Origin of the sequence: Nitratireductor sp. CH_MIT9313-5, assembly GCF_037029545.1 — a bacterium.
In the GTDB taxonomy this organism is placed as follows: Bacteria; Pseudomonadota; Alphaproteobacteria; order Rhizobiales; family Rhizobiaceae; genus Chelativorans.
Map to the genome: position 1 here is coordinate 554,609 of NZ_JAYMER010000011.1, position 25,253 is coordinate 579,861.

At 59.6% G+C, this 25,253-nt stretch carries 25 protein-coding genes; 17 read left to right on the forward strand and 8 right to left on the reverse strand.

What is annotated here, in order from left to right; translation table 11 throughout:
* Positions 1–1,191: a Gfo/Idh/MocA family protein gene (locus WA367_RS06630; protein ID WP_336055986.1), complete on the forward strand. Its 1,191-nt coding sequence runs from the start codon at positions 1–3 to the stop codon at positions 1,189–1,191.
* Positions 1,192–1,272: 81 nt separating this feature from the next.
* The gene (locus WA367_RS06635; protein WP_336055987.1) at positions 1,273–2,280 is read left to right on the forward strand and encodes an aldose epimerase family protein; all 1,008 of its coding nucleotides are present in this window, start codon (positions 1,273–1,275) and stop codon (positions 2,278–2,280) included.
* 9 nt (positions 2,281–2,289) lie between these two features.
* Here WA367_RS06635 and purU read toward each other — a convergent pair whose 3' ends face one another.
* Positions 2,290–3,144, reverse strand: a complete 855-nt coding sequence (purU, locus tag WA367_RS06640; RefSeq protein WP_336055988.1) for a formyltetrahydrofolate deformylase — start codon at positions 3,142–3,144, stop codon at positions 2,290–2,292.
* 176 nt (positions 3,145–3,320) lie between these two features.
* Between purU and WA367_RS06645 the strand changes: the two genes are divergently transcribed.
* The 3 genes from WA367_RS06645 to WA367_RS06655 all read left to right on the forward strand — a co-directional run bounded on the left by WA367_RS06645 (position 3,321) and on the right by WA367_RS06655 (position 5,962).
* The gene (locus WA367_RS06645; RefSeq protein WP_336055989.1) at positions 3,321–4,007 is read left to right on the forward strand and encodes a TetR/AcrR family transcriptional regulator; all 687 of its coding nucleotides are present in this window, start codon (positions 3,321–3,323) and stop codon (positions 4,005–4,007) included.
* An 88-nt stretch (positions 4,008–4,095) separates the two neighbouring features.
* Entirely contained in the window at positions 4,096–4,881 is a 786-nt protein-coding gene (locus tag WA367_RS06650; protein WP_336055990.1) for a glutathione S-transferase family protein, read from the forward strand.
* A gap of 151 nt (positions 4,882–5,032) precedes the next feature.
* Positions 5,033–5,962, forward strand: coding sequence for a sugar kinase (locus tag WA367_RS06655; RefSeq protein WP_336055991.1), 930 nt, complete (start codon positions 5,033–5,035; stop codon positions 5,960–5,962).
* A 36-nt stretch (positions 5,963–5,998) separates the two neighbouring features.
* On the opposite strand, the gene WA367_RS06660 is transcribed toward WA367_RS06655, so the two are convergent.
* Entirely contained in the window at positions 5,999–6,697 is a 699-nt protein-coding gene (locus WA367_RS06660) for an FkbM family methyltransferase (protein ID WP_336055992.1), read from the reverse strand.
* Positions 6,698–6,927: 230 nt separating this feature from the next.
* On the opposite strand from WA367_RS06660, the gene WA367_RS06665 reads away from it, so the two are divergent.
* Both WA367_RS06665 and WA367_RS06670 read left to right on the forward strand, forming a co-directional pair.
* A complete protein-coding gene (locus tag WA367_RS06665) occupies positions 6,928–7,452 on the forward strand; it encodes a molybdopterin-dependent oxidoreductase (RefSeq protein ID WP_336056058.1) in 525 nt (174 codons plus the stop codon).
* 11 nt (positions 7,453–7,463) lie between these two features.
* Complete coding sequence (locus WA367_RS06670; protein WP_336055993.1) at positions 7,464–9,458, forward strand: putative bifunctional diguanylate cyclase/phosphodiesterase; 1,995 nt, start codon at positions 7,464–7,466, stop codon at positions 9,456–9,458.
* 22 nt (positions 9,459–9,480) lie between these two features.
* Here the strand turns inward: WA367_RS06670 and WA367_RS06675 are convergent, their stop codons facing one another.
* The 4 genes from WA367_RS06675 to WA367_RS06690 all read right to left on the reverse strand — a co-directional run bounded on the left by WA367_RS06675 (position 9,481) and on the right by WA367_RS06690 (position 14,109).
* The gene (locus WA367_RS06675) at positions 9,481–10,308 is read right to left on the reverse strand and encodes a sugar phosphate isomerase/epimerase family protein (RefSeq protein ID WP_336055994.1); all 828 of its coding nucleotides are present in this window, start codon (positions 10,306–10,308) and stop codon (positions 9,481–9,483) included.
* Positions 10,305–11,738, reverse strand: a complete 1,434-nt coding sequence (locus WA367_RS06680) for an enolase C-terminal domain-like protein (RefSeq protein ID WP_336055995.1) — start codon at positions 11,736–11,738, stop codon at positions 10,305–10,307. The genes WA367_RS06675 and WA367_RS06680 overlap by 4 nt, the downstream gene beginning before the upstream one ends.
* Positions 11,739–11,803: 65 nt before the next feature.
* The gene (locus WA367_RS06685; RefSeq protein WP_336055996.1) at positions 11,804–12,970 is read right to left on the reverse strand and encodes a dihydrodipicolinate synthase family protein; all 1,167 of its coding nucleotides are present in this window, start codon (positions 12,968–12,970) and stop codon (positions 11,804–11,806) included.
* 14 nt (positions 12,971–12,984) lie between these two features.
* Positions 12,985–14,109: a Gfo/Idh/MocA family protein gene (locus tag WA367_RS06690; RefSeq protein ID WP_336056059.1), complete on the reverse strand. Its 1,125-nt coding sequence runs from the start codon at positions 14,107–14,109 to the stop codon at positions 12,985–12,987.
* Between the two features lie 149 nt (positions 14,110–14,258).
* On the opposite strand from WA367_RS06690, the gene WA367_RS06695 reads away from it, so the two are divergent.
* The 5 genes from WA367_RS06695 to WA367_RS06715 all read left to right on the forward strand — a co-directional run bounded on the left by WA367_RS06695 (position 14,259) and on the right by WA367_RS06715 (position 19,041).
* Positions 14,259–15,110: a sugar phosphate isomerase/epimerase family protein gene (locus WA367_RS06695; RefSeq protein ID WP_336055997.1), complete on the forward strand. Its 852-nt coding sequence runs from the start codon at positions 14,259–14,261 to the stop codon at positions 15,108–15,110.
* A gap of 112 nt (positions 15,111–15,222) precedes the next feature.
* The gene (locus WA367_RS06700; RefSeq protein WP_336055998.1) at positions 15,223–16,251 is read left to right on the forward strand and encodes a Bug family tripartite tricarboxylate transporter substrate binding protein; all 1,029 of its coding nucleotides are present in this window, start codon (positions 15,223–15,225) and stop codon (positions 16,249–16,251) included.
* 77 nt (positions 16,252–16,328) lie between these two features.
* Positions 16,329–16,862, forward strand: a complete 534-nt coding sequence (locus WA367_RS06705; RefSeq protein ID WP_336055999.1) for a tripartite tricarboxylate transporter TctB family protein — start codon at positions 16,329–16,331, stop codon at positions 16,860–16,862.
* A gap of 15 nt (positions 16,863–16,877) precedes the next feature.
* Positions 16,878–18,398 carry a tripartite tricarboxylate transporter permease gene (locus WA367_RS06710; RefSeq protein ID WP_336056000.1) on the forward strand — a complete coding sequence of 507 codons (1,521 nt, stop codon included), beginning with the start codon at positions 16,878–16,880 and terminating at the stop codon, positions 18,396–18,398.
* Positions 18,361–19,041 carry a TetR/AcrR family transcriptional regulator gene (locus WA367_RS06715; RefSeq protein ID WP_336056001.1) on the forward strand — a complete coding sequence of 227 codons (681 nt, stop codon included), beginning with the start codon at positions 18,361–18,363 and terminating at the stop codon, positions 19,039–19,041. The genes WA367_RS06710 and WA367_RS06715 overlap by 38 nt, the downstream gene beginning before the upstream one ends.
* Here WA367_RS06715 and WA367_RS06720 read toward each other — a convergent pair.
* Together WA367_RS06720 and WA367_RS06725 are read right to left on the reverse strand one after the other, a co-directional pair.
* Positions 19,031–19,690 (reverse strand): TetR/AcrR family transcriptional regulator, encoded by a 660-nt coding sequence (locus WA367_RS06720; protein ID WP_336056002.1) that lies wholly within the window; start codon positions 19,688–19,690, stop codon positions 19,031–19,033. The two genes, WA367_RS06715 and WA367_RS06720, sit on opposite strands and share 11 nt — an antisense overlap.
* Before the next feature lie 526 nt (positions 19,691–20,216).
* Complete coding sequence (locus WA367_RS06725) at positions 20,217–20,996, reverse strand: N-formylglutamate amidohydrolase (RefSeq protein ID WP_336056003.1); 780 nt, start codon at positions 20,994–20,996, stop codon at positions 20,217–20,219.
* On the opposite strand from WA367_RS06725, the gene WA367_RS06730 reads away from it, so the two are divergent.
* The 5 genes from WA367_RS06730 to WA367_RS06750 are packed head-to-tail and all read left to right on the forward strand — an operon-like array spanning position 20,975 to position 25,197.
* Positions 20,975–21,913 carry an ABC transporter ATP-binding protein gene (locus WA367_RS06730; protein WP_336056004.1) on the forward strand — a complete coding sequence of 313 codons (939 nt, stop codon included), beginning with the start codon at positions 20,975–20,977 and terminating at the stop codon, positions 21,911–21,913. The two genes, WA367_RS06725 and WA367_RS06730, sit on opposite strands and share 22 nt — an antisense overlap.
* Positions 21,906–22,628: an ABC transporter ATP-binding protein gene (locus WA367_RS06735; protein ID WP_336056005.1), complete on the forward strand. Its 723-nt coding sequence runs from the start codon at positions 21,906–21,908 to the stop codon at positions 22,626–22,628. Before WA367_RS06730 ends, WA367_RS06735 begins: the two co-directional genes overlap by 8 nt.
* Positions 22,625–23,515, forward strand: a complete 891-nt coding sequence (locus WA367_RS06740; RefSeq protein ID WP_036482150.1) for a branched-chain amino acid ABC transporter permease — start codon at positions 22,625–22,627, stop codon at positions 23,513–23,515. Before WA367_RS06735 ends, WA367_RS06740 begins: the two co-directional genes overlap by 4 nt.
* On the forward strand, positions 23,516–24,562 hold the full coding sequence (locus WA367_RS06745) for a branched-chain amino acid ABC transporter permease (protein ID WP_336056006.1): 1,047 nt from the start codon (positions 23,516–23,518) through the stop codon (positions 24,560–24,562).
* The gene (locus WA367_RS06750; RefSeq protein WP_336056007.1) at positions 24,559–25,197 is read left to right on the forward strand and encodes a cysteine hydrolase family protein; all 639 of its coding nucleotides are present in this window, start codon (positions 24,559–24,561) and stop codon (positions 25,195–25,197) included. Before WA367_RS06745 ends, WA367_RS06750 begins: the two co-directional genes overlap by 4 nt.
* Positions 25,198–25,253: the final 56 nt, after the last annotated feature.

Genomic DNA, 25,253 nt, shown 5'->3' on the forward strand with positions numbered 1-25,253 from the left:
ATGGTCTCTGCAGGAAAACAGGACGACAGGAACGCACCCATCCGGCTTGGCATGGTCGGTGGCGGGCAGGGTGCCTTCATCGGCGGCGTGCACCGCATGGCCTCAAGGCTGGACGGGCATTACCAACTGGTCGCCGGCGCGCTCTCTTCCAATCCGGAGAGGGCCAGGGCTTCCGCCGCTGAACTCGGCCTTTCACCCGACCGCTCCTATGGCAGTTTCGAGGAAATGGCTGAGGCGGAAAGCGCGCGGGAAGATGGTATCGAGGCGGTTTCCATCGTCACGCCAAACCACATGCATTTTCCCGCAGCCAAAACCTTTCTTGAAGCAGGCATCCATGTCATCTGCGACAAGCCGATGACTTCCAATCTGGATGATGCGAAGAAGCTGGCCGAGATCGCGGAAAAGAGCGGGCGCCTGTTCGTGCTCACGCACAACTATTCCGGCTATCCGCTGATCCGGCAGGCGCGCCAGATGGTGGTGGATGGCGTGCTCGGCGAGATCACGCTGATACAGGCGGAATATCCGCAGGACTGGCTGACCGAACCGATTGAGGCGGAAGGACAGAAGCAGGCCTCCTGGCGCACCGACCCCAAGCAGTCGGGCGCAGGCGGTGCCATTGGTGATATCGGCACCCATGCCTATCAGCTGGGCTCTTTTGTCTCCGGCCTCAAGGCCGAAAGCGTGGCCGCCGACCTCGATCACTTTGTGGACGGTCGCAAGCTCGACGATAACGCCCATGTCATGCTGCGTTACGGGGAAAGGAATGGCCGTCGCGCCAAGGGCATGATCTGGGTCAGTCAGGTCGCGCCAGGCAATGAAAACGGGCTGAAGCTGCGCATCTATGGCACGAAGGGCGGGCTCGAATGGGAGCAGGAGAACCCGAACTATCTCCGCTACACACCATTTGGCGAGCCAACGCGCATCCTCACGCGCGGCGGACCGGGAACCGGAGAGGCTGCTGCAAGCGTGACCCGCATCCCGCCGGGCCATCCAGAAGGTTATCTCGAAGCATTTGCCACGCTCTACACGGAAGCCGCAGGCGCTATTCGTGCGATGCGCGGTGGCGGCAGCAGGCCGGAAGGGCTGCATCTGCCGGATGTATCCGACGGCGTGGACGGGCTGCGCTTCGTTGAGGCATGCGTGAAGTCTTCACAGGCTGACGCCGCCTGGACGCGACTGAACAGTCTTTGAGGTCTGGTATGACGGGCGGCGGCGCTTGACGCCGCCGCCGCTCTGCCGCACATCTCCTTTCCACATTTAGAGGGGATGGCAGTGGCAGTCGAGATTTCACGCTTCGCGGAACATGAAGGCAAGGACGTGCTTCAGGCCGTCATCGAGAGCGAAAGTGGCACGCGCATCTGCGTCCTCAGCTATGGCGCACTCATCCGCGACTGGCAGGTGCGCGTTGCAGGTGGACTGCGCTCTGTCGTTCTCGGCTTTGAAGAATTCGAGCATTACCCTGCCCATAGCCGCTATTTCGGTGCCATCGCCGGGCGTGTCGCCAACCGCATCGCCGGTGGCCGTTTCACGCTCAATGGACGCGAATACCAGCTCGATCAGAACCAGGGCGATAATCATCTGCATGGCGGGAGTGCCGGTATCGGCAAGCAGATCTGGCTTATGGAGCCGCTGGCCGAAAACGGCGTTCGCCTCAACTATACGAGCCTCGATGGCGAGATGGGCTATCCCGGCAGTCTTGATATCGCCGTGGAATATCGGCTCGACGGGAACCGGTTGCGGATCGAATTCGAGGCGATGGCGAGCGAAGCGACCCCGGTCAATCTCGTGCAGCACAACTATTTCAATCTGATGGGCGAGGGCGACGTGCTCGACCATCGCCTCTTCCTGCGCGCGAACGCCTATACGCCGGTGGATGAGACGCTCATTCCTACGGGCGAGATCATTCCCGTATCCGGGACCCAGTTCGATTTCCGCAATTCGCGCGTGATGCGTGACGCGGCTGGAATACCGCAGGAATTCGACCACAATCTCGTGCTTGATACCGGCCGCACGGCAGAAGATCCCGCGGTCATCCTCGTCGCTCCGGACGACAGCCTCACCCTGAAGCTGTTCACCGATCAGCCGGGCCTGCAGCTTTATAACGGATCGAAGCTCGACGTGCCGGTGCCGGGCCTGAATGGCGTGCGATACGGGCGTCACGCCGGGCTTTGCCTCGAGGATCAGAAATTCCCTGATGCGGTGAACAATCCGCATTTCCCGAACACGATCGTGACCCCGGACGCGCCCTATCGCCACTGGTGCGAGATCGAGATCGCTTGAGGAGCACGCTCAGCCCTTGGCAAAGACCACCGTCTTGCGGCCATTGAGCATGACGCGGCTTTCCAGATGCAGTTTCACCGCACGGGCCAGCACGCGTGATTCGATGTCGCGGCCCGTGTGAACGAGGTCTTCCACGCTCATCGCATGGGTCACGCGCTCGGTCTCCTGCTCGATGATCGGGCCTTCGTCGAGATCGGCCGTCACGTAATGCGCGGTTGCGCCAATCACTTTCACACCACGTTCGAATGCCTGCTGATAGGGACGCGCGCCCTTGAAGCTTGGCAGGAAGGAGTGGTGGATGTTGATGACGCGCCCGAACAGCCTGTTTGAGAGATTGTCGGAGAGCACCTGCATGTAGCGTGCGAGCACGACGAGATCGGCACCGGTTTCTTCCACCAGATCAAGAAGCTTGGCTTCTTGCTCCGCCTTGTTCGCCTTCGTCACCGGCCAGTAGTGATAGGGGATGCCTTCAATCTCGGCCGTGCGCCGAGAATCTTCATGGTTTGAAACGATGGCCACGACCTCCGCATCAAGCCAGCCGACCCGGATCTGGTAGAGCAGATGCAAGAGCGCGTGGTCAAAGCGGGAAACCATCGCGATGATTTTCGGCTTGCGGCTCCGGTCGATCAGCGCTGTTTCCATGCCGAACTCGGCTACCACCGACGCCAGAGCCTGTTCGATTTCGCCACTGGTGCTTTCTGCAGGCGCCGTGAACGAGATGCGCATGAAGAACCGGTTGGTCTGCCGGTCCCAGAACTGGTTCGACTCCGCGATATTCGCACCCAGACCCGCCAGCCGCGCCGTTACTGCGGCCACGATGCCGGGGCGGTCTTCGCACGAAAGGGTGATGTCGAAGTTCTTCATGATTGCTACAGCTTTGGAAAATGACGACTTGGTGACGCGCTTTTTGCAGAAGCGAGGTCATTGCGCAAATCACTGATCGGGTTTGCGGTACGCTCCCCCATAAAATACTATATGCATACACATCGACCCTTCTCCTGCCCTTGACAATACGGGAATTTGAAACGACTGTTTCAATCATGAGTTTTGTTTCTGATAGCGCCGAAGGCGCCGACCAACCCACCCCGCGCGACCGCATTCTTGACGCGGCAGAGCGCGTATTCGCCGATCAGGGCATCGAGCAGGCCTCGCTGCGTCAGATCACGACATTGGCTGGCGTTAATGTCGCTGCGGTGAACTACTATTATGGCTCCAAGGAGCAACTCGTCTTTGCAGTACTCGACCGGATGGCGGAGCGCATCAATGACCGCCGTCATAAATTGCTGGACCAGGCCGAAGAGCGCGCTGCGGGCGGCGGTGCTCAGATCACACTCGAAGAGGTCATTGACATCTTCATCGAGCCCTATGCCTTTCCCGGCACGCGCAATTATGGTCGCCTGTTGCTCAAGCTGATCCTCAACAGCCGCACCGCACCCAATGAAGTGACGAACCAGTTGCTGTCGAAGCACTTCAACCCCTTCGCCGCACGTGTTGTCCAGGTCCTGAAAACCGTGGTCCCGCATCTCACAGAGGCGGATCTGGCCTGGCGCTACTTTTTCATGATCGGTGCTGTCCTGCTCGGGGTGTCGGATTCCGGCGGCGTCGGTCGCATCCAGTATGTGACGCGTGAGCATGTTTCGCCCGACAATGTTGATCACATGATGCAGCAATTGAAGGCCTTCCTGCTGGGCGGTTTCCGCGAAGCCGCGGCGCCAAGGAAAGGATAGGAACCAGATCATCTCGGCAGGGCCTGTCCCTGTTGAAGATGAAGCCAGATCGGCAACCCTTGGAACAGGTGTGCCAGGAGAAGAGAAAATGGAACTCGTTCTTTATAACAGTGCCCACTCTACCTGCAGCCAGAAGGTGCGTCTTGTTCTGGCGGAAAAAGGCCTCGACTTCCGTGATGTGCAGATCGGGAACGACCGCGTGACGCTTCCACAGCCGCGGCATACCACGCCGCCGGTTCCTCGCATGGTCCCCACTTTGCTGCACGGCTCGAACCAGATAATCGGTTCTTCCTCCATCGCCGAATATCTGGATGAGGTCTTTCCCGAGCCGCCGCTGGTGCCTTGGCGCCCCGATGCGCGCGCGGAAATGCGCAGCTGGTTGCGCTTTGTAGAAAACATGGTCATGCCGGCGGTTCAATATCCATCTGCACAACGCGTCTTTAACGCGCCGGCAGCCGCGCCGGACGCATCGGCAACCTTGCGTGGCAGGCTGCAACCCACCCGTGCCACCTATATGGCGCGCATGCGTGGCCGCCATGTGCGGGAGGAAGAGCTGAATGTGGCGATAGCAGAGTTGCGCGAAGCGGCAGCCCAGCTCAATCTTGCGCTTGAAGATGGCCGCGACTGGATCATGGGTGGCCAGATCACTCTGGCAGACCTCTTCGTCGCCCCCGTTCTGGATCGGGCCGAAGATCTGGGGCTTGATTTGCTGGATGATACCGGCCTTGAAGCCGCACGCGACTGGTTCCGTCGGGTGCGCCGCCGCGCATCCTATCACGCCGCATTCTATCCCGGCAGCAGGCTGTCGGAACTCTTCGATCTTGCAAGCCCGCCGCCGGGCACAGGTGTCGGCATGGGCACGATGTTCATCTAGAAGTCGGGCTGAACACCCCTGCAGCCACAGCTTTTCGTACGCAAATGACGGTTTGAGGGCCGCAAGCGCTTGCCGTTCACCGTGAAATCGACTTCAAAGAGGCCGGATTTCATGGGCGGTAAAGTTCCGCCAGGCCGTGAGGGAGAAGGGAATGACAAGTCCGCGTATCGTGTGCATGGGCGAGCCGCTCATCGAGTTCAACCAGGTTGACGATTCCGGGCGCTATCTCTTCGGCCATGGCGGCGATACCTCCAACTGCGCGATTGCGGCTGCACGTGCAGGTGCCGAGGTCGGCTATTTCACCGCGCTCGGTGAAGATGAGTTCGGCGACAGCATTGCCAGGCTCTGGGCGGAGAACAACGTCGATGCATCACGTGTGTTGCGCAAGGCCGAAGCCCATACGGGTGTCTATTTCGTGAGCCACGGCGAGAAGGGACACGTGTTCTCCTATTTGCGCGAAGGATCGGCTGCGAGCCGGGTTACGCCCGCAGACCTGCCGCGCGATTACATCGCCAAGGCCGACATCCTGCATATGTCCGGCATCTCCATGGCTATCAGTTCAAGCGCCGCAGACGCGGTTCTGGAAGCCATTTCCGTTGCACGCGAAAACGACACGCTGGTTTCGTTCGACACCAATCTGCGTCTGAAGCTATGGCCGCTGGAGCGTGCGCGGGCGATGATCGGTGCCGCCATGGCAATGACCGACATCGCATTGCCGGGCCTTGAAGATGCCGAACAGCTGACAGGGCTGAGCGATCCTGACGCGATTGCCGACCACTACCTGAAGGACGGCGCAAAGGTGGTTGCGCTTACGCTTGGAGCCGAAGGCTGCCTGATCGCGACACAGGATGAGCGCCGCAAGGTGCCCGGTATCCGCGTCAATGCCGTGGATGCAACGGGGGCGGGCGACACGTTCGACGGCAACTTCCTCGCCGAATATCTCCGCACGCAGGACCCGTTCAAGGCCGCACGATATGCCAATGCCGCTGCAGCCCTCTCCACGCAGGGCTTCGGTGCGGTGGCACCGATGCCAATGCGTGATGCAGTGCTGAAGGCGCTGGAAGGAGAAGCAGCAGCCTGATGCTGACGGCTGAAATTCTGCGTTAGAAGCGGAGCGTCAGGCCCACTCCGCTTCTTCCTGATATGCCCGTGGTGCATCATCGCGAGAAAACAGGACACAGGGGCCGCTGGACCCGCGTGGGTCGTAACCAAAGCCTTTTTCAGCCAGCGCCTGAGTGATGTCGCGAATGCCGGCAAGGCCGTAGAGATGGTCATGGAGCTCCAGAAAGATCCTGTCCACGCCCGGCAATTCCGCATTTTGCAGAAGGTCACGCTCGGCACCTTCGATATCCATGACCAGTACATCAATCTCGTTGCGCGAGACAAAGGCGTCGATATCTGATGAGGCAAGTTGCACGACCTTCAGATACGGGCCCTGCTTCTCGTCCATGGAGGACATCCACAGATCCGCACGGATATAGAAGGGCAGATCTTTCGAAGCGCCTGCGGTGAGGACTCCTTGCCTGAGCGTGACATTGGCAATCGCATTCGCCTCCAGAACGCGGCGCGCTAGCGCGACGGTGAGCGGATTGGCCTCATAGGCCCAAACCCGCACGTCGGGAATAGCTGCAATCAGAGTGGTAACGACGCCAATCCCGCTGCCAAGCTCTAGCACCCGGTCTCCGGGGCGCACGCATTTGGTGATCCATCGGGCTTCCTTGGCCTCATATGTTCCTGAAGCCAGTGCCTCCCAGACCACCGGAGATACTTCTGTCGCTTCGATCGGAACCTTTACGCCATGAACTGTGAGCGTCACCCCCGACTTCCCCCTACGCAATGTACAATCTCAGGCTGCTGATTCCGACAGAATACAGCATTTCTGACCTGTTGGCGGGCATATTCGAACGGCAATCGACCATGAAAGCCGAATTAAAAGCCTCAACCGTCTGCCGGTAACATTATGTGAACCCTCCCGTGCGACGCTGAGCGGGGATGCAGCGATTTTCACGCTGCACAGAACGCGTTGCGGGAGCGTTGAAGATGAAGATGTCTTGGCTGAAGGGCCGATTTACTCCAGTCATGGCCGCCTTGGCCGTTTCATCTGTGTTGAGCTTTGGAGCTTCTGCTCAGGATACGCAGTTGGACAGCCCTGAAGGCGATGTGATCCTGCGCGTAGAGGGCAAAATCAACGTTACCAATGCCGAGGATGCCGCGGTGTTCGACCGCGCAATGCTCGAGGCGTTGGGAACGGAGACGGTCAAGACCACCACGCCCTGGCATGACGGCACCGTGGCATTTGAAGGCGTCCCGGTCGAAGACCTTCTGGAGCTTCTGGGTGCAGAAGGTAAGGAAGTCGTGGCCATGGCTCTGAATGACTACAGCACCGTCATTCCCATCACCGATTTCTATGAGCATGGCGTCATCCTCGCGCTGAAGCGCGACGGCGAATATATGCCGATCAGCGACAAAGGACCGCTGTTCATCATCTATCCCTATGATGGCGAGAACCTGCACAGTCAGCTTTATTACGCCCGTTCAGCCTGGCAAGTCGCGCGTCTGGTCGTTCGCTGAAGGCACCTTTGATGAGGAGCCCCAGCCTCTCCCATAGCCGCATCTCCGCGGTGTTCCGCTATCTCAAGGCCGTGCTCATCGCGACCACGCTGGCCTTTGCGATTGCTGCGGGCTACCTCTCGCTGATCATCTTCGAGCAGCAGAAACCGCTCAGCCACGTCTCTCGCTATGATGTGGCATGGAGCGCTAGTCAGGGGTTCAACGAGTTCATCCGCCTGTTCCAGCGTGTGACTGCCTATAGAAGCAATCCCACGCCTGAAGCGCGTGACGAATTGAAGCTTCGCTACGAGATCCTCAAGGGACGTACACAAGTCTTCGGCCGCGGCTTTTTTGCTGAATTTGCAGCACAGGAGAGTTTTCGCCAGCAGGTGATCGCGCGTGCTTCTGCAGCCGTAAAGCAGATGGAGCCTTATGTTGCGAATATCGAGGAGCCGGGAAGCGCAGAAGCCATTTTCGACATCATGCAGCCGTTGGAGGCAGACCTTGTTAGGATGTCGTCGGAGGCTGCCTACTTCACCAGTGTTAAAATAACAGAATACGAGCAGGATCTGCTGGGTGTTCACCGCACCTTCATGGCGACCGCATTGGGCTTCATCCTGTGCGGACTGGCGCTGGCGGGGCTTCTTGCAGTGCAAAACCGAACCCTTGCCCGCACCCAGTCGCGACTGAAGAACGCCAACAGGGATCTGAAGCGCGCGGCGACCGACCTTGCCCATATGGCCCGCCACGATCTTCTGACCGGGCTGCCAAACCGCAGGCTGCTGCGCGAATTTCTGGAAGACGGTGTGATCAATGGCAAGCGCGTTGTAGAGGACACAACGGTTCTTTGTCTCGACCTCGACGACTTCAAACATGTCAACGATACGCTCGGCCATCCGGTCGGCGACGCGCTTCTGCAGGAAGTGGCTGCGCGCATTAAGGCGGCGGTCGCCGATAGAGGCATCATTGCACGCCTTGGCGGTGACGAATTCATAGTCGTGATCAAGGATATGAATGTCGATCAATCCTCCGAGCTGGCGCAGAACCTGATCGATTCCATCAGTCAGCCCTACCAGATTGATGAGCATGATGTCGTCATCGGCGTCAGCGTCGGCATTGCCCAGACCCATGGCAATGAGGTCGACTGGGATGCTCTTCTAAGCAGCGCGGACTCCGCTCTCTACAGTGCAAAGGCCGCCGGACGCGGAAGCTTCCGCTTCTTCGAGCCGGAGATGGATGTGCGCCTGCAGCGCAAGCGCCTGCTCGAACTCGCCCTGCGCACGGCAGATTACGAGGAAGATTTCGCGCTGCACTACCAGCCGATTGTCAATCTGCGCTCCGGCAAGATAACGACCATGGAAGTGCTGCTGCGCTGGCCCAACACGCCCCTGGGCAATGTTCCGCCGGACGAATTCATTCCTTTGGCCGAGCAAAGCGGTGTCATCGTCCCGCTTGGTGCGTGGCTTCTGAGAAAGGCGTGTTCGACTGCAACGCTTCTGCCAAGCACGGTAAACATTGCCGTCAATGTCTCGGCAGTTCAGTTTCAACGATCCGACATTGTCGAGACGGTCACAACCGTTCTCCATGAAACGGGGCTTGAGCCAAGTCGGCTCGAATTGGAAGTCACCGAGACTCTGCTTCTTGAGGAGAATTCCGATGTCCACCGCGCCCTGCGCAAGCTGAGGGCGCTTGGCATCCGCATCTCGCTCGACGATTTCGGCACAGGCTATTCATCGCTCGCCTATCTGCGCAAGTTCACCTTCGACAAGATCAAGATCGACCGGTCCTTCCTGGCAGACATGGAAACCAACGCCGCCCACCGCGCCATCATCGACGCGATCATCAGTCTGACGGATGCGCTTGGAGTTGTTTCGGTGACGGAAGGTGTCGAGACGGCCGACCAGCTCAAGCTCGTTGGAGAGAGCGGCTGTGATGAGGCGCAAGGCTACTTCTTCAGCAAGCCGGTTCCGGAAATGGAAATGTTGCGGCTCTTTGGCAACCGCACATGGACAAGGCGCGTCGCCTGAGGAAGCGACACACCGTCTTTGGCTAGCAAACGGTTTCGAACCGTTCCACGCAGGTCTGAAGAACCTCGTCGCCGGGCTTCTTCCACCAATTGTCGCGGGAAAAGATTTCCACCTCCTGCGGGCCCTGGAAGCCAGCTCTTTCGATCATCTGGCGAATGGCCGGCAGGTCGATGACCCCGTCCCCCATCATGCCACGGTCGAGAAGCATGTCCTGCGTCGGCACCAGCCAGTCGCAGATGTGATGGGCGAGGATCGCGTCCATCTGGCCTGCACGCGCAATCTGCTCCTCAAGCTGCGGGTCCCACCAGACGTGATAGACATCGATGGCCACGCCTACGCCTGACCCCAGCTCAACGCAGATGTCCAGCGCCTGACCCAGCGTATTCACGCAGGCGCGATCGGCAGCATACATCGGGTGCAGCGGTTCGATGGCGAGCGGCATGTTGTTTTCGCGCGCATGGGGCAGAATGGCTGCAATGCCGTCCGTTACCATCTTGCGCGCCTCGACAATGTCCTTCGAGAAGCCGGGCAGACCGCCAACGACGAGAACGAGGCAGTCGGCATTGAGCGCCACCGCTTCATCAATTGCGCGCTTGTTGTCGTCGATATTGGCTTGCAGCCCGGCCTTGTTCTCGGCGGGAAACATGCCCCCGCGGCAAAGGCCGGTTACCTGCAGGTCATTTTCCTTCACGATCCGCGCGGCCTCTGACAGACCGATCTCCGCGATCTGATCGCGCCAGGGCGCGATCGCGGTGATGTCATGGCGCAGACATCCTTCAACGGCGTCCTTGAAGCCCCAGCTTCCGCGCGTCGTGGCCAGATTGATGGAAAGGCGGCTTTTCAGGCTCATGATGCAGTTTCCTCCCGTTTCATTGGTTCCATGGCCGCCCAGCAGGGTTCGACCGACACGCCGAGGCCCGTCGCCGCAGCAACGCTTTTGAGCGATATGCGTCCACCCCGGATTTCAAGCTGAAGACTGCCGTCGAGCGGGCGGTAGAGATCACCGTGGAGCTGGCTCCACTGGCGAAGTTCCGTTTCAGGAGCACCAGCCATGCCGCGCACGAAATGATGGCCGTTACGCTCTACATGTTCAGCACCGACCAGTCCTGCCTGAACGAGATCCTGTTGCAGCCCCACGCCCGCCTGTGTCGTCAGATCCTCCGCCGACATGAAAAACCGTTTGCGCCCATTTTGCGTATTCCAGTTTTCGATCCGTGCGCGGTTCAGCAAGGCACGGTAGAAGCCCTTGCAGGATTTGGATGAAATGCCGGAATAGCCAAGGTCACGTGCTTGGACGAAAGCGTCCATCGAGGCATCCGACTCGTCCACTTCAAGCCGCACTCGTTCGCTGATGCGTCCCATCGGCGCCTCAAGTGCAGCGGCACGCGCGATTGGTTGCTCCAGAAAGAGAAGTTTGTCTCGCAGTGGCGCAAGTTTCCGATTGCTCTCCAGCGCCTCCAGAAACTGCAGAACATGATCCTCGTCCCGATACTGCTCATTGCCATCCACCGTCGCGCGGTAGTCGGGCTGCAGGCGTTCGAGGACTGACGTGATGCGTTCGAGACGTGCAATATCTGCGCTGACATCGCCGCCGATCTTCAGTTTGAAATAGCGATGCCCATAGGCGGCGATCACCTCTTCGAGCGTCTGCGGAAGACCGTCATCGAGTGGCGCAGAGACATCTTCCTCCACCAATGCATCCCCCAGGCCTACCGTATGGCGCACCGCTATGTCGGATGCGATGCGCCTGCGCGCCAAAAATGTATTGAGGTTGAAGCCCTGCAAATCCGGCGCGGTCTGCGCGGTGATGCCCGCGAGATTGCGCTGGATCAGTCTTTCGACAGGCAGCTTGCAGAGCCGCGCCAAGGCATCGAGCATGGCGCGATCAACCAGCGCCAGCCCGAAGGAGGCGATCAGGCCGGGCAAGCCCTCCTGGGCGCAGGCGCGGTGGTGATCCGCTTCGATCGCGGCGTGAAGCCCGAATGCCGTTCCGCTGCCCGCATTCGCCATCGCATCCATGGCAAGATGAAGCGATCTGCGCAGCTGGTTCGTGTTATCTTGCGGCGTGAGGTCCGGGTTCTTGTCGAACCATTTCGGCATCATCATTTCCGCGGACCAGCCGCGTGCCGTGCGCCCGCTCTCATCCGCGATTTGGACGCGCAAAAAGACCTGACGCGCAGTGCGCACCTCGGCCACGCCAAAGCGGAAGGCGAAGCGAAACGGAATGTCCCGCTCGAAAGCCTGCGCCTCGACGAGCTTTATCCGTGGTGCGTCCGACATTGAAATCTCCTCCCGCATTGCCCCTCCGCAGCAAGCTGCAGAGAGGCTTTCTTGGCATCAGGGTGTTAAGCCTGTTCGACGCCGCGTACAGCCATGAGGCTTTTCATGCGTTCGACCGCAAGGTCGGGTTGAAGCAGGACACGCGCATCATCGGCAAGGCGGAACAACTCTGCCAGATGCTGCGTGGACCGCGTCGATTCCTGGCCGCCGATCATGGTGAAGTGGTCCTGCAGGCCGTTCAGCCAGGCAAGGAACACCACGCCCGTCTTGTAGAAGCGGGTAGGGGCCTTGAAGATGTGACGCGATAGCGGCACCGTCGGGTCAAGCAAGTCGAAGAATTTCTTCTCCTCGCCCTTTCCAAGTGCTTCCAAAGCGGAGGATGCGACGGGCGCGATCGCATCGAAAATGCCCAGAAGCGCATCGGAATGGCCTTCCGCGTCGCCCGCGATCAGTTCCGCATAGTTGAAGTCATCGCCGGTATACATGCGCACCGATTTGGGCAGCTTGCGGCGCATGGTGATTTCCTTCTCCTTGGAAAGAAGCGAAATCTTGATGCCGTCCACCTTCGCCTCATTGACCGCGATCACGCCAAGAGCCACATCCATGGCCGCCATATGGTCGTCCTTGCCCCAATAACCTTCCAAGGCCGGATCGAACATTTCGCCCAGCCAGTGGATGATGACCGGCTCCTTCACCTGGGACAGAATGCGGTCATAGACGCGGGCATAATCGTCCGGGCCCTTTGCAGCAGCAGCAAGCGCGCGGCTGGCCATGAGGATGATGCGCCCGCCATGGGCTTCCACCGCCTCGATCTGTTCCTCATAGGCGGCGATGATCTGGTCGATTGCTACATCGGGGCCGGGTGCGAGATGGTCAGTGCCCGCACCGCAGGCGATCACTGCGCCGGGACGTGACCTGGCTTCCTTGAGTGCTCGCTCAATAAGCTCGCGTGCTTCCGGCCAGCCAAGGCCCATGCCCCGTTGGGCGGTGTCCATGGCCTCGGCAACGCCCAGGCCAAGGTCCCAGAGGTGGTGGCGGAAGGCCAGCGTCCGCTCCCAGTCGATTGCCGGGTTCACCCAGGGGTCGTTGTCGGCAAGTGGGTCGGCCACCACGTGGGCAGCGGCATAGGCGATGCGGCTGAAACCAGCCGCATCACGCTTTTCCAGTTGAACCGGTGTGTTTTTCAGCCTGTAGGCCGAAACACTGCCGTCGGGATTGGGAAGGTTCAGCATGTATCGCCGCTCCCTCAGAATTTCAGTTCGGGAACATCGAGCCAGCGGCGCTCCTCCCAGGATTTGAGACCGAGTTCGGCAAGCTGGACGCCACGCGCGCCCGCTTCCAGACCGAACTCCCAGGGCGCGTCCTCTGCAACATGGCGCAGGAACTCCTCCCACTGAACCTTGAAGCCGTTGTCGGCAGGCCAGTTGTCCGGCACTTCCTCCCAATCGTTGAAGAAGTCCATGGTCTGTGGCTGGTCGGGGTTCCAGACCGGCTTTGGCGTGTTCACGCGGTGCTGGGTCCAGCATTTGTGCAGACCGGCAACGGCGGAGCCATGGGTGCCGTCCACCTGGAAGGTGACGAGATCGTCACGGCGCACCCGCACTGCCCAGCTTGAATTGACCTGCGCGATGATGCCGCCTTCGAGCTCGAAGGTTGCATAGGCCGCATCGTCGGCATCGGCCTTGTAGGTCTTCCCGTTTTCGTCAACGCGCGTCGGGATATGCGTCGCTCCAAGGCAGGAAACGGATTTGACCGGTGCGAAAGTGTGGTCGAGCACATAACGCCAGTGGCACAGCATATCGATGATGATGCCGCCGCCATCGTCCTTGCGGTAGTTCCAGGACGGACGCTGCGCCTTCTGCCAGTCTCCTTCGAAGACCCAGTAGCCGAATTCGCCGCGCACCGAGAGGATTTCGCCGAAGAACCCGCTGTCGCGCAGCATCTTAAGCTTCATAAGGCCCGGCAGATAAAGCTTGTCCTGCACGACACCGTGCTTGAGACCGGAAGCGCGCGCTTTCTTGGCAATGTCGATAGCGATTTCCAGATCATCGGAAGTTGGCTTTTCGCAATAGACATGCTTGCCCGCAGCCAAGGCCTTCTCAAGCAGGACAGCGCGGATCTTCGTGGCACCCGCATCGAAGAAGATCTCGTCGTCGGGGTTGGCCAGCGCCGCATCAAGATCGTCGGAATAGCGGGCAACACCATGCTTTTCGGCTACTGCCTTCACCTTTTCCAGATTGCGCCCGACAAGGATCGGGTCGACCTGAAGCATGTCGCCATTGGAGAGCTGGACACCGCCCTGATCGCGAATCGCGAGCACCGAACGCACCAGATGCTGGTTGTAGCCCATCCGCCCGGTAATGCCGTGCATGATGATGCCTATACGACGAGTGGCCAATGTTTCCTCCCTTGGCAGTATGTAACTAACCAGTTACTTATTTGATGCTTGTGCTCCCTGTCAAGCGGTGATCTTTCTTGATTGCGCGAATGAGGCGGCAGCAAAATCGGACATGAGGAGAAATGATGAAGCTTTCACTGTGCAACGAAGTGCTGCAGCCGATGCCGCTGGCTGAACAATGCGCCTTTGCGAGCGCATTGGGATATGACGGGCTTGAGATCGCGCCAATGACCCTGGCCGCCAACCCGTTGACACTGACGCCAAACGAGCTGCGCGAAATCCGCAGAACCGTGGAAGGGGAGGGGCTGGAAGTCACAAGTCTGCACTACATAACCCTTGCCCCATCAGGCATCAACATCACCGCGCTGGACCAGCCCACGGTGGCATTCACGCGCGACGCGCTGCTGCGTCTTGTCGATCTGGCTGAGGCACTCGGGGCGAAAGTGATGGTCCACGGCTCACCCCAACAGCGCCGCATTGATGGCGATTCCGCAGCGCAGCGCGCGCAGGCCGTTCAGCACTTTCAGGCTGCGGGCGAGCATGCCGAGAAAGCAGGGATCGCCTATTGCGTCGAGGCGATTAACAGCAGGGAATGCAACTTCATCAATCGGATCGAGGACGCGCAATCCATCATCGACGAGGCCGGCAGTACGGCGCTGAAACTGATGCTCGATGTAAGCCACGCTGCCCAGGAAGAGCCCGAAGGGCTGTGCGCGGTGGCCGAACGGCTTCTGGCGCAAGACAAGCTCGCTCACGTGCAGCTCAACGCGATCAACCGGCAGGGGCCGGGCCAGTCGAATGATCCCATGAAGCGCGACGCAATCCCCCCGTTTCTGAAGGTTTTGAAGGCCGGAGGCTATAGCGGTGCGTTGGCGATGGAACCCTTTGAATACCACCCCGACGGGCGCGCATCGGCTGCGCGTTCCATCGGTTATGTGCGGGGTGTTCTGGATGCTCTGGCACAATTGGAGTAAAAAGAACTAACCAGTTACTTACTTGACAGTCGCGCCGACTGGTCGCACAGTTGATGCATCACCGGGGCCTGAAGGAGGGGCTTCGGGGAGAGTTATCTTCAGGGAGGAAGACATGGGTCTCGTGACCAAAGCCGCGCTTGCTGCGGCTGTATCTGCTTATGCAATTTCCGCTGCACCGGCGCTTGCCCAGGAGTGGCAGCCGGACCGTCCGATCAACATCATAGTACCGTGGGGCGCTGGTGGTTCGACCGATCAGGTGACCCGCGTCACCGCACCGATCATTTCCGAGGCGCTCGGCCAGCCGATCGTGGTCGTCAACCAGCCCGGCGCGTCCGGCGCAGTTGGCACGCAGGAAGTGCTGAACGCACCGAAGGATGGCTACACCTGGACGGCCAATGCCATCGCCAACAATGCCACCTACACCGTGACCGGCCTCATCCCGGACACGAATATCGACGACTGGCACATCTATCTGTCGGTAGCCAATGTGCCCGTCGTGTCCGTTCCTGCCGACAGTGAGTACAAGGACTTTAACGAGCTGCTGGCGGCCTTCAAGGAGCGCGGCACGGAGATCACCGTCGGCACCGCAGGCGTGACATCTTCGGGCGGCATGGCGATTGCCGGCCTGGGTCACGAGGGCGACTTCGAATATCGCATGGTTGCCTATGATGGCGGCGGACCTGCTGCAATCGCCACTGCTTCCGGCGAGGCCATGGTCACCACCCAGCTTGCGGTCGAACAGGCCGAGCTGATCCGCGGCGGTCGCCTGCGTGCACTTGCGGTACTTTCCGACAAGCCGCTGACGATTGAGGGTGCGGATCCCATTCCCCCCATTACCGAGTTCATGCCCGATTTCCCCATCGCGGCAGATTATTTCGGCATCTTCATTCCGCGCGAGGTGCCCGAGGAGGTGGTCACGACCATGAACCGCATCTGGGAAGAAAAGGTGATGAATTCCGACGCTTTGCGTGAATACGCCGAGAAGAACGGCGCGGTCTTTGCACCCTCCTATGGCGAAGAAGCACGCAAGCTGGCCATGCCAGTGGTCATAGAAGAGGCCTGCTCGGCAGAAGAGCGAGGCACCATGGTCAATGACCCGTCGACCATCGGCATCGATTGCGAGACCAAGAGCGAAATGTAAGGCTTGCAGCCTGCATGCGAAAAGAAGCCGGCATCTCGCAGCAGATGTCGGCTTCTGTGTCCGGGGAGGGACACGTCATGAGCGAAGTTACACCGGAAGAAGAACTGGTCGAGCGTCGCATGAACCGCGCCGATCTCCTGACAGGCATTGTGTTTACCGTGCTTGGTCTGGCCATCGCATACTGGTCTTGGGTCATGCCCCGGCTGGAAGTGCGTGGCATCCATCCAGCGACTGTCCCGGGCCTTGTGCCAGGGCTGCTGGGGGCTGCACTGGCAGGCTGCGGTATCGTGCTGGCATGGCGCGCAGGGGCACAAGGGCGGGATGCGCGCTTCACGGAGTTCTTTGCGCTTTTCAATCAGCCCGAGACAGGGCGATTTGCCATTGTGGTGACGCTTGCGCTGATCTACGCGCTGGTCCTTGTCGGTCTCATTCCCTTCTGGCTGGCAACGGCACTCTTCGTCTTCAGCTTCATATTCATCTTTGAGACCTGGGCATCACCCACGCCCAAGCCTCTGGCGCGTGCTGCATTGTGGGCGCTGGTGCAGGCCGTGATCGTGGCCGGTCTTGTGACGGTCGTTTTCGAAGACGGCTTCCTTGTTCGCCTGCCATAGCCGGAGCAATTGTACATGTTTGAAGGTTTCACACTGCTCGGCGCCGGTATCGCGCATTTCATGACGCCCGAGGGACTGTTCAATCTCGCCTGGGCAAGTCTGCTTGGCGTGGTGATCGGCGCGCTTCCGGGCCTCACAGCGACCATGGGGGTCGCGCTCCTCGTCACGCTTACCTACAAGATGCCGCCCGATCAGGCGATCCTGTGCCTGATGGCACTTTATGTGGGCGCAATCTATGGCGGCAGTCGATCCGCAATACTCCTGGCCATTCCCGGCACGCCCGCAAGTGCCGCCACCACGCTGGACGGCTTTCCGCTTGCCCGTGCGGGCAAGGCCGGCATGGCGATGGGTATTGCCACAACGTCGTCCGCACTCGGCACGCTGGTGGGCATTGCGTTCCTGTCCCTCATCGCCCCGCTTCTGGCGGAGTTTGCCCTGCGCTTCGGTTCCTATGAGTTCTTCTGGCTGGCCCTGTTCGGTGTGCTGATCTCCGGTCGCCTTACCGCCATTGATGATCCCTTGAAAGGATATGTTGCAGGCCTGCTGGGGCTGCTTGTCGCCATGATCGGCATGGAGGGCCTGCACGCCTATCAGCGCTTTACCTTCGGCATCTCCAGTCTTGGCAGCGGTGTTGACCTGATCCCGGCCATGGTCGGCGCCTTCGGATTTGCCGAGATACTTGGCGTGATGAAGGATCGCATCACACCGAAGCTGGTCACCAGCGATGATCGCGTGCTTCCGCGCCTGAGCGACCTTACGCGCTATTGGCGCACCACGATCCGCTCCGGCATCATCGGCACCATCGCCGGCATCATTCCAGGCGTCGGCGAAGACATTGGCTCCTGGGCTTCCTATGCCGCCGCACGGCGCAAGAGCAAGGAAGCCGACCAGTTCGGCAAGGGCTCCGTGGAGGGACTTGTCGCAGCCGAAACGGGCAATTCCGCGGTCATTCCCGGCGCGATGATCCCGACCCTCACATTGGCGCTTCCCGGTTCGGCATCCGCTGCGGTTCTGATTGCCGCCATGTTCATCCACGGCATCAGGCCGGGCCCGATGCTGATGCAGGAAAACCCGCAATTTCTCTACCAGATCGTCGGCATTCTGCTTCTGTCCACGATTGCCATCACCATCTATGGCCTGTCGCTGACGAAGCTGCTCGTTCGCGTGCTTCTGGTGCCTCGTGAGAAGCTGATGCCGGTGGTCTATGTGCTGTGTGTCGTAGGTTCCTTCGCCATCACCCAACGCATGTTCGACGTCTATGTGATGGTGGCATTCGGCCTGATCGGCTTTGTATTGCGCCAGATGCGCTATCCCATGGCGCCGCTGGTTCTGGGCATCATTCTGGGCGATCTGCTGGACGTCAATCTGCGCCGGGGACTGCTGATTTCCGATGGCGATGTCACGCCCTTCTTCACCCGCCCCATCAGCGCCGTGCTTTTTGCCGTGATCCTGATCACCGTTCTGATGAGCATGCCGGCGATCAACCGGGGAGTGGCAAATGTCTTCAAGCGCTTCAGCCCGAACGGCGCTAACTGAAAGGCGGCGCAAGCCCCGGGCGAGGGTACGCGACGCCGCGCGCACCCAAAGCAGCATTCTGGCCGCTGCGCGGGCAGAATTTGCCGAGAAGGGCCTGGAAGGCGCGCGCATTGACGCGATCGCCGATCGTGCCGAGACCAACAAGCGCATGCTCTATCATTACTTCGGCAACAAGGACGCGCTCTACTGCGCGGTGCTCTCGGAGGCCTATCGCGAGATCCGTGAGGGCGAGCGGGCATTGGAGCTCGACCAATATGAACCCGTTGAGGCGGTGGAACGTCTGGTCCGTTTCACCCTACGCCATTTTCGCCAATGCCCCTGGTTCATCGCTATCCTGACCAACGAAAACCTGCTGCAGGCGCGTTATCTGCGCACCCTGCCGGAAATGCACGGACTGCATTCACCCCTGGTGGACCAGCTTCGCAAACTGGTTCAACGCGGAGCGCGCACGCGCGTGTTTCGCGATGATGTCGACCCGGTTCAGCTCTATATCTCGATCGCCGCGCTTGGCTATTTCTATTTTTCGAACAATGCGACCCTGTCCGTCATCTTCGAGAAGGATCTGGCTCATGACCGGGAAGTGAAGCTTCGCGAAGACCATGCGGTGGAGATGGTACTGGACCATCTGCGGATCAGAGCCTGACACTGGCAAGCACCGTTTCGACCATGCGCGTTTCCCACTGGGCCAGTTCACCTTCCCGTGAGAGTTCCCGACCGAATATGGCCGACAAGGTATGCCGGTTGGAGAGGTAGAAATATCCAAGGCCCGCAATGGTCAGATAGACATGAACCGGGTCGATGCCGGGTCGGAAAATGCCTTCCTCCCGGCCACGCTTCAAGACATCCTCCAGCTCGCTGACGAAATGCGAATGCATGTCCGTAATGCGCTGCGAGCCTTTGAGGTGCTCGGCCTTGCATAGATTTTCCGTGTTCAGAAGGCTGATGAATTCCGGATGCTCGAGAAAATAATGCCAGGTGAAACGGGTAAGTTCTGAGAGTGCGGCAACTGGCGGCTTGTGCGCGATATCCAGTTCCCGTTCGGCCGAGCGGATGGACGCATAGGCCGCCTCGAGAACCGCAACATAAAGCCCTGTCTTGTCGCCGAAATAATGGTAGAGCATGCGCTTGTTGGTGCCCGCACGTTCGGCAATCGTGTCGACCCGCGCACCCGCAATGCCTTTCTCGGCAAACTCCGCCGTAGCCGCCTCCAGGATCAACCCTTGCGTCCGCTCAGGATCCCGCGTCGCCTTGCGGCGACCCTGCTCATTCCCCTCAACCCGCTCACGCCCCACCCGGCGACCTCCCGCTGAATGTCGATCAGAGGCACGCTTATAAGGGAGAAGAAAGGCAGATGCACTAGGGGAGTGGGATGGGCAAAACTGCGGGTGCCCTACAGAACTTGTACCCGAGCCGATAAAGGTGGCCCGCCCATTGACCAAAGCTCACTGGGTCGAGAACCTGGATTCTAAGCCAGTATACGCACGTGACCCACTGCCCTCTTGGAAGACCAAGGGGTTGGCAGCGCCGATCGGCACTCTGTGTAGCAGTTTTGTGGATCACATTTGTGATGCAGTCAAGGGGCCCAGAGCGGATCATTTTGAGATCCGCAGGAGGCAATGCTCCCCCAGATGACCAGTGACGAAGAGACGCTGCTTCCACACCAGTTTTCGCGAAGGACAATGAGCCGAGCAGCAGGGCAGTTCTCTGCCATGCGGAGCAGGAGCCGAAGGGAGAGGCTCATGCTCATGACGGGCAGCACACCTGCCGCGCCCGACGTGAGGTGGATCCGGGCGCAATTTTTCGCTTGTTGCCGTGGGGCTAAACCCCCGTCACCGCATCCCTCAGATATCCTGCCCAGCGTCCGGCATTGGCAGGATCGGCAATCAGATCGTTGCGGATTTCGAACTCCACACACGGGATGCCGCGCTTTTCGCCATGGACCGGGATCGCGTAGTCGGAATCATCGCCAACGGCATAAGGCTCGTTTGAGCCGATAACGCGGTCGGTGTTGGTGGTGAGCCATTCATAGATGCGCGGTGCGAAGTCGCGGTCACGATTGAAGAGGACACCGATCTCCCAAGGGCGCTTCTCGCCATGGAAGACAGGCGTGAAGGAATGGACCGTTACCAGCCTGGTTGCTCGACCTGCTGCATCGCGGGCATCAAGTGCTTCTGTCACCGCATTGTGGAACGGCCAGAAGATCTCCTTTGCGCGCGCCTCGCGGTCAGTCGCGCTCAAATTCTGATTGGCCGGGACGATGGTCGCTTCGCTTTTTTCTGGCGTGAAACTCGGCACATCCGGACGGCGGTTGCAGTCGCAAACCAGCCGCGAATAGCGCTGCATGTAGAGCGGTGCGTCCAGCATCTTTGACAATTCGAGCGCTACGGCTCGTGCGCCAATGTCCCACGCGATGTGGCGGTGACGGTCTTCCTCTGACAGACCCATGTCGCCAAGCGATTCGGGGATCCTGTTTCCTGCGTGCTCGCAGATGAGGAAAAACTCGGAATTACCTTGAGCATTGACGACCTCAAGAGGCGGCGGCTCGTGGGGTGCCAGCACGCGTTTCGTCTCCTGAGATGTCTGGTTCCAATCAGTCAAGGCGATCCCTCCCAACGTTTGTACCAAATGATACAAAATCGTACGCTTCATGCAATATGTATCTTTTTGTTGACGTGGACATTCGCCCGCAGTTAGCTTTGGCAGCAAAGGGGAGCCGCAAAAACGTGAATGAAAAAGCAGTTATAGAAGCGCGGTCGCTTTCGAAGAGATTTGGGGGGCTGCTGGCGGTGGATGGCTACAGCCTGACGCTGAACAGCGGTGATCTTGTCGGGCTGATTGGACCCAATGGTGCGGGGAAAACAACCGCGTTCAATTTGCTGACGGGTGTCTTGCCTTGCAGCTCCGGCACCATCGCCATCAATGGCCGTGACATGACGGGTGCCGCTCCGCATGAGATGGCCCGCAAGGGGATTGCCCGAACCTTCCAGAACATCCGTCTGTTCGATGATTTGAGTGTGCTTGAGAACGTGATGTGTGGCGGTCATGAGCGCTATAGCGCGTCCACATTCTCGACCCTTCTGCAGTTGCCCTCGTTCTGGCGCGCAGAAGACCAGCTCAGGCAGGTCAGCGAGGATATTCTCGAGCGGATTGGCCTTGGAAAATTCGCATCATCAAGAGCAGGTGACCTCTCTTATGGTGATCAGCGACGAGTGGAAATTGGTCGGGCTCTTGCAGGAGGTCCGAAGGCTCTTCTGCTGGACGAGCCAGCAGCTGGACTGAACCCGTCCGAGACGACGGAGCTGGTGAGCTTCATCCGCGAGATCAACAAGGAATTTGGCATCGCCGTCCTGGTCGTGGAACATGACATGCATCTGGTGATGGGGCTTTGCGAGCGCGTCCAGGTGCTCAACCGTGGCCAGCTCATTGCCGAGGGCACACCGAAAGAAATCCAGAAGAATGATGCTGTGATCGAAGCCTATCTCGGCACGCGGCGGAAGGGGAAAGCCCATGCTTGAGGTCAGGAACCTCAATGTCGTCCGCGGTGCAACGCATGTGCTGAAGGACGTCTCCCTTACGGTGCGTGAGGGAGAGCTGACGGCTTTGATCGGCGCAAATGGCGCGGGCAAGTCGACGACGCTGCTCACCCTGTCTGGTCTGCTGCGCCCAAAATCGGGTGAAATACGCTTTACGGCGGACGGCAGTGAACTCGACCTCGCCCGCGCCTCATCCGAGAAGATCGTACGCCACGGCCTCATTCACTGCCCCGAAGGTCGGCAGATTTTCCAGTCACTTACCGTCGCTGAAAATCTCGAGATGGGGGCCTATACCCGCAAGGATCCGGGGCAGGTGAAGAAGGACATGGAGCGTGTCCTGACACTCTTCCCCATTCTGGCGGAACGTTCGGACATCCCCGCAGGCTCGATGTCCGGCGGAGAGCAGATGATGCTTGCCATCGGCCGCGCGCTGCTCGCCAAGCCAAAGATGCTGCTGCTGGACGAACCGTCCTTGGGCCTGGCCCCGCAAATCGTGGAAACGATCTTCGACGTAATTGAACAGCTTAAAGAAACGGGCGTGACGATTTTGCTCATCGAACAGAATGCGGCCATGGCGCTCGATATCGCTGATCAGGCCCATGTGCTGGAAAACGGCCGGATCGTGCTGTCGGGCAGTGGCGCGGAACTGGCCGCCAATGACCGGGTGCGTCAATCCTATCTCGGAGGCGCAGCATGACTCAGTATCTCTTCCAGCAGATCATCAACGGCCTGGCACTGGGCAGCCTTTATGCGCTGGTCGCCATCGGCTTCTCGATGATCTACGGCATTGTCCGCCTGATCAATTTCGCCCATGGCGATCTGGTGATGATCGGCTCCTTTTCCACCCTGGCACTGGTTGCTGCAGGGATACCCTGGCCGTTGATCCTGTTGTTCGTGCTAGCGGTGGGTGCCATGGCTGGCATGATGATCGAGACGGTCGTCTTCCGTCCGATGCGTGGTTCCAGCCAGGTGACGGGCTTCATCGCGACACTGGCGGTCTCCATCGCCATCCAGAACAGTGCTTTGATGGTCCTGACAGGACAGCCACGCAACTTCCTGTTTCCCGCCTATATGCGCCAGCGGCTTGAGCTCGGCGGCGTTAGCGCCTCGCTGACGGACATCATCATCATCGTTCTCACACTTCTGCTGATCGCAGGCCTGTTCCTCATCGTTTATCGCACGCGCCTCGGCACAGCGATGCGTGCCACGGCTGAGAACCTGACTGCGGCCCGGCTCATGGGTGTCGCGGTCAACCGCACGATCCTTGCCGCTTTCGCCATTGGCAGTGCACTTGCCGCAGTTTCGGGCCTCTTCTGGGGCGGGAAGTTCGGTCAGATCGACCCGCTGCTCGGTTTCGTGCCGGGCCTCAAGGCCTTTGTTGCCTGCGTCATCGGTGGCGTGGGGTCGATCGGTGGAGCCATGATGGGCGGCTATATTCTCGGCCTTGCCGAAGTCCTCTTTGTCGGACTGTTGCCCCAGGAATATTCCGGCTACCGGGATACTTTCGTCTTCCTGCTTCTCATCGTCATCCTGCTGGTTCGCCCCTCAGGTCTGTTTGTCCGCCAGTCAGGGGAGCGTGCTTGAATGAGTGATGTGAAGACAGAGCAGATGCAGCCTCATTCGACGGACGGCAAGATGAATATGCAGGGGCCGATCGCGGTTGTCGGGGTGATCGCGCTTGGCGCTGTGATGGTTTTTTTCGCGGGGCAGGGGCTCAGCAGCTACGTCATTACGCTGCTGGCGCTGCTGTTCATCAATGCAGCGCTGGCTGTGTCGCTGACCCTGACAAACGGACTGACGGGTCTGTTTTCGCTAGGCCATCCGGCTTTCATGACCATCGGTGCCTATGTGGCGGCAATCCTGACTTTCTCCGCCAGACGTAAAGGCTCCATGCTGCCCGCATTGCCGGAATGGCTCGCCACGACAGAACTTTCCATGCTTCCCGCGCTGCTCATTGCAGGTATCGCTGGCGGCCTGGTGGCGCTGGCCGTTGGTGGTGCCGTGCTCCGCCTCAAGGGGCATTATCTGGCGGTGGCGACGCTCGGACTCATCATCGTCGTGCAGGGTCTTGCGACAAACTGGGACGGGATCACACGCGGTGGCTCGGGCATCAGTGGCCTGCCGCGCCATGTGGATATCTGGTGGGCTTTTGCCTTTCTGGTGGCTGTGGTGTTCGTTACTTGGCGGATCAAGTTCTCATCCCTGGGCCGCGCAATGATGGCCGTGCGTGAGAACGAGCTGGCTGCAGAATGCAGTGGCATCAACGCCTCCCGCCTGAAGATCCTTGCATTCGTCATCGGTGCGATCATGGCTGCCATGGCAGGGGCGCTGCTGTCGCATCTGATCAGCGTGGTAACGCCGAAGACATATTCCGTGCTGCTCGCCTTCAACATCGTTGTGATGGTGGTCATTGGTGGCTCGGGCAGCATCTTCGGAGCGATCGTGGCCGCCACTGCCATCACGATCCTGTCGGAGTCGCTTCGACCCGTTGAGGAAAGCATCGGTCTATACGGCATGAGTCAGGTCATCGTCGCGCTCTGCCTGATCATCGTTCTTTATCTCAAGCCCTCGGGCCTCTTTGGCAGCAATGAGCCGAGATCACTGCGCAAACTGTTTGGACAGCGGGTATGACCATGAAGCCACGGCCGCAGGACATCTTCGAGACGCGCGCGCAGCCACTGGTGGCTCAGCGCACAGGGCTGCTGATCATTGATGCGCAGAACTGGGTGATGGATGAGGAAAACCGCCAGCCCCGACCTGAATTCTATGAGGCAGCGAGAACAACAGCCATCCCGAACATGGCGCGTCTGGCAGATGCCTCGCGCGAGGCTGGCGTTGAAGTCATCTACACGGTGATGGAAAACTTCACCGAAGACGGACGTGACAGGAGCCTGGACTACAAGCTTTCAAACTTCTTCATCCCCAAAGGATCATGGGATGCGAAGGTCATTGATGAGCTCACTCCGCAAAGGGACGAGATGGTCATTCCGAAGACCTCCTCGAGCCTCTTCAATTCCACGAATTTCGAATACCTCGTCCGCAATATCGGCCTCGATACGATCATCGTGACGGGCTTTCTGACCGATCAATGCGTGGACCACACGATCCGGGACGGCGCTGATCGGGGCTTCCACATGATCTGCGCGACGGACGCTTGCGCAACGGACACGAATGCGCGCCACGAGGCAGCCCTGAACGCGTTCAAGGGTTATTGCCGCAGCGAGACAACTGCAGCTCTTGTTGAAGCGCTATCAGGCTGCAAATAGAGCGGGACGCTTCCACACTTCTCTGCCGTCAATTGAGCAGCCAGTGCCTGCCTTGG

Excerpts from the sequence above, each read along its gene's own strand:
- WA367_RS06740 (WP_036482150.1), top strand. The coding sequence starts at position 22,625 with ATGACTCAGTATCTCTTCCAGCAGATCATCAACGGCCTGGCACTGGGC.
- WA367_RS06700 (WP_336055998.1), top strand. The coding sequence starts at position 15,223 with ATGGGTCTCGTGACCAAAGCCGCGCTTGCTGCGGCTGTATCTGCTTAT.
- WA367_RS06680 (WP_336055995.1), bottom strand. The coding sequence starts at position 11,738 with ATGTCGGACGCACCACGGATAAAGCTCGTCGAGGCGCAGGCTTTCGAG.
- WA367_RS06715 (WP_336056001.1), top strand. The coding sequence starts at position 18,361 with ATGTCTTCAAGCGCTTCAGCCCGAACGGCGCTAACTGAAAGGCGGCGC.
- WA367_RS06730 (WP_336056004.1), top strand. The coding sequence starts at position 20,975 with ATGTCTGGTTCCAATCAGTCAAGGCGATCCCTCCCAACGTTTGTACCA.
- WA367_RS06645 (WP_336055989.1), top strand. The coding sequence starts at position 3,321 with ATGAGTTTTGTTTCTGATAGCGCCGAAGGCGCCGACCAACCCACCCCG.
- WA367_RS06655 (WP_336055991.1), top strand. The coding sequence starts at position 5,033 with ATGACAAGTCCGCGTATCGTGTGCATGGGCGAGCCGCTCATCGAGTTC.
- purU (WP_336055988.1), bottom strand. The coding sequence starts at position 3,144 with ATGAAGAACTTCGACATCACCCTTTCGTGCGAAGACCGCCCCGGCATC.
- WA367_RS06750 (WP_336056007.1), top strand. The coding sequence starts at position 24,559 with ATGACCATGAAGCCACGGCCGCAGGACATCTTCGAGACGCGCGCGCAG.
- WA367_RS06685 (WP_336055996.1), bottom strand. The coding sequence starts at position 12,970 with ATGCTGAACCTTCCCAATCCCGACGGCAGTGTTTCGGCCTACAGGCTG.
- WA367_RS06705 (WP_336055999.1), top strand. The coding sequence starts at position 16,329 with ATGAGCGAAGTTACACCGGAAGAAGAACTGGTCGAGCGTCGCATGAAC.
- WA367_RS06630 (WP_336055986.1), top strand. The coding sequence starts at position 1 with ATGGTCTCTGCAGGAAAACAGGACGACAGGAACGCACCCATCCGGCTT.
- WA367_RS06745 (WP_336056006.1), top strand. The coding sequence starts at position 23,516 with ATGAGTGATGTGAAGACAGAGCAGATGCAGCCTCATTCGACGGACGGC.
- WA367_RS06695 (WP_336055997.1), top strand. The coding sequence starts at position 14,259 with ATGATGAAGCTTTCACTGTGCAACGAAGTGCTGCAGCCGATGCCGCTG.
- WA367_RS06665 (WP_336056058.1), top strand. The coding sequence starts at position 6,928 with ATGTCTTGGCTGAAGGGCCGATTTACTCCAGTCATGGCCGCCTTGGCC.
- WA367_RS06690 (WP_336056059.1), bottom strand. The coding sequence starts at position 14,109 with ATGCACGGCATTACCGGGCGGATGGGCTACAACCAGCATCTGGTGCGT.
- WA367_RS06735 (WP_336056005.1), top strand. The coding sequence starts at position 21,906 with ATGCTTGAGGTCAGGAACCTCAATGTCGTCCGCGGTGCAACGCATGTG.
- WA367_RS06710 (WP_336056000.1), top strand. The coding sequence starts at position 16,878 with ATGTTTGAAGGTTTCACACTGCTCGGCGCCGGTATCGCGCATTTCATG.
- WA367_RS06675 (WP_336055994.1), bottom strand. The coding sequence starts at position 10,308 with ATGAGCCTGAAAAGCCGCCTTTCCATCAATCTGGCCACGACGCGCGGA.
- WA367_RS06650 (WP_336055990.1), top strand. The coding sequence starts at position 4,096 with ATGGAACTCGTTCTTTATAACAGTGCCCACTCTACCTGCAGCCAGAAG.
- WA367_RS06670 (WP_336055993.1), top strand. The coding sequence starts at position 7,464 with ATGAGGAGCCCCAGCCTCTCCCATAGCCGCATCTCCGCGGTGTTCCGC.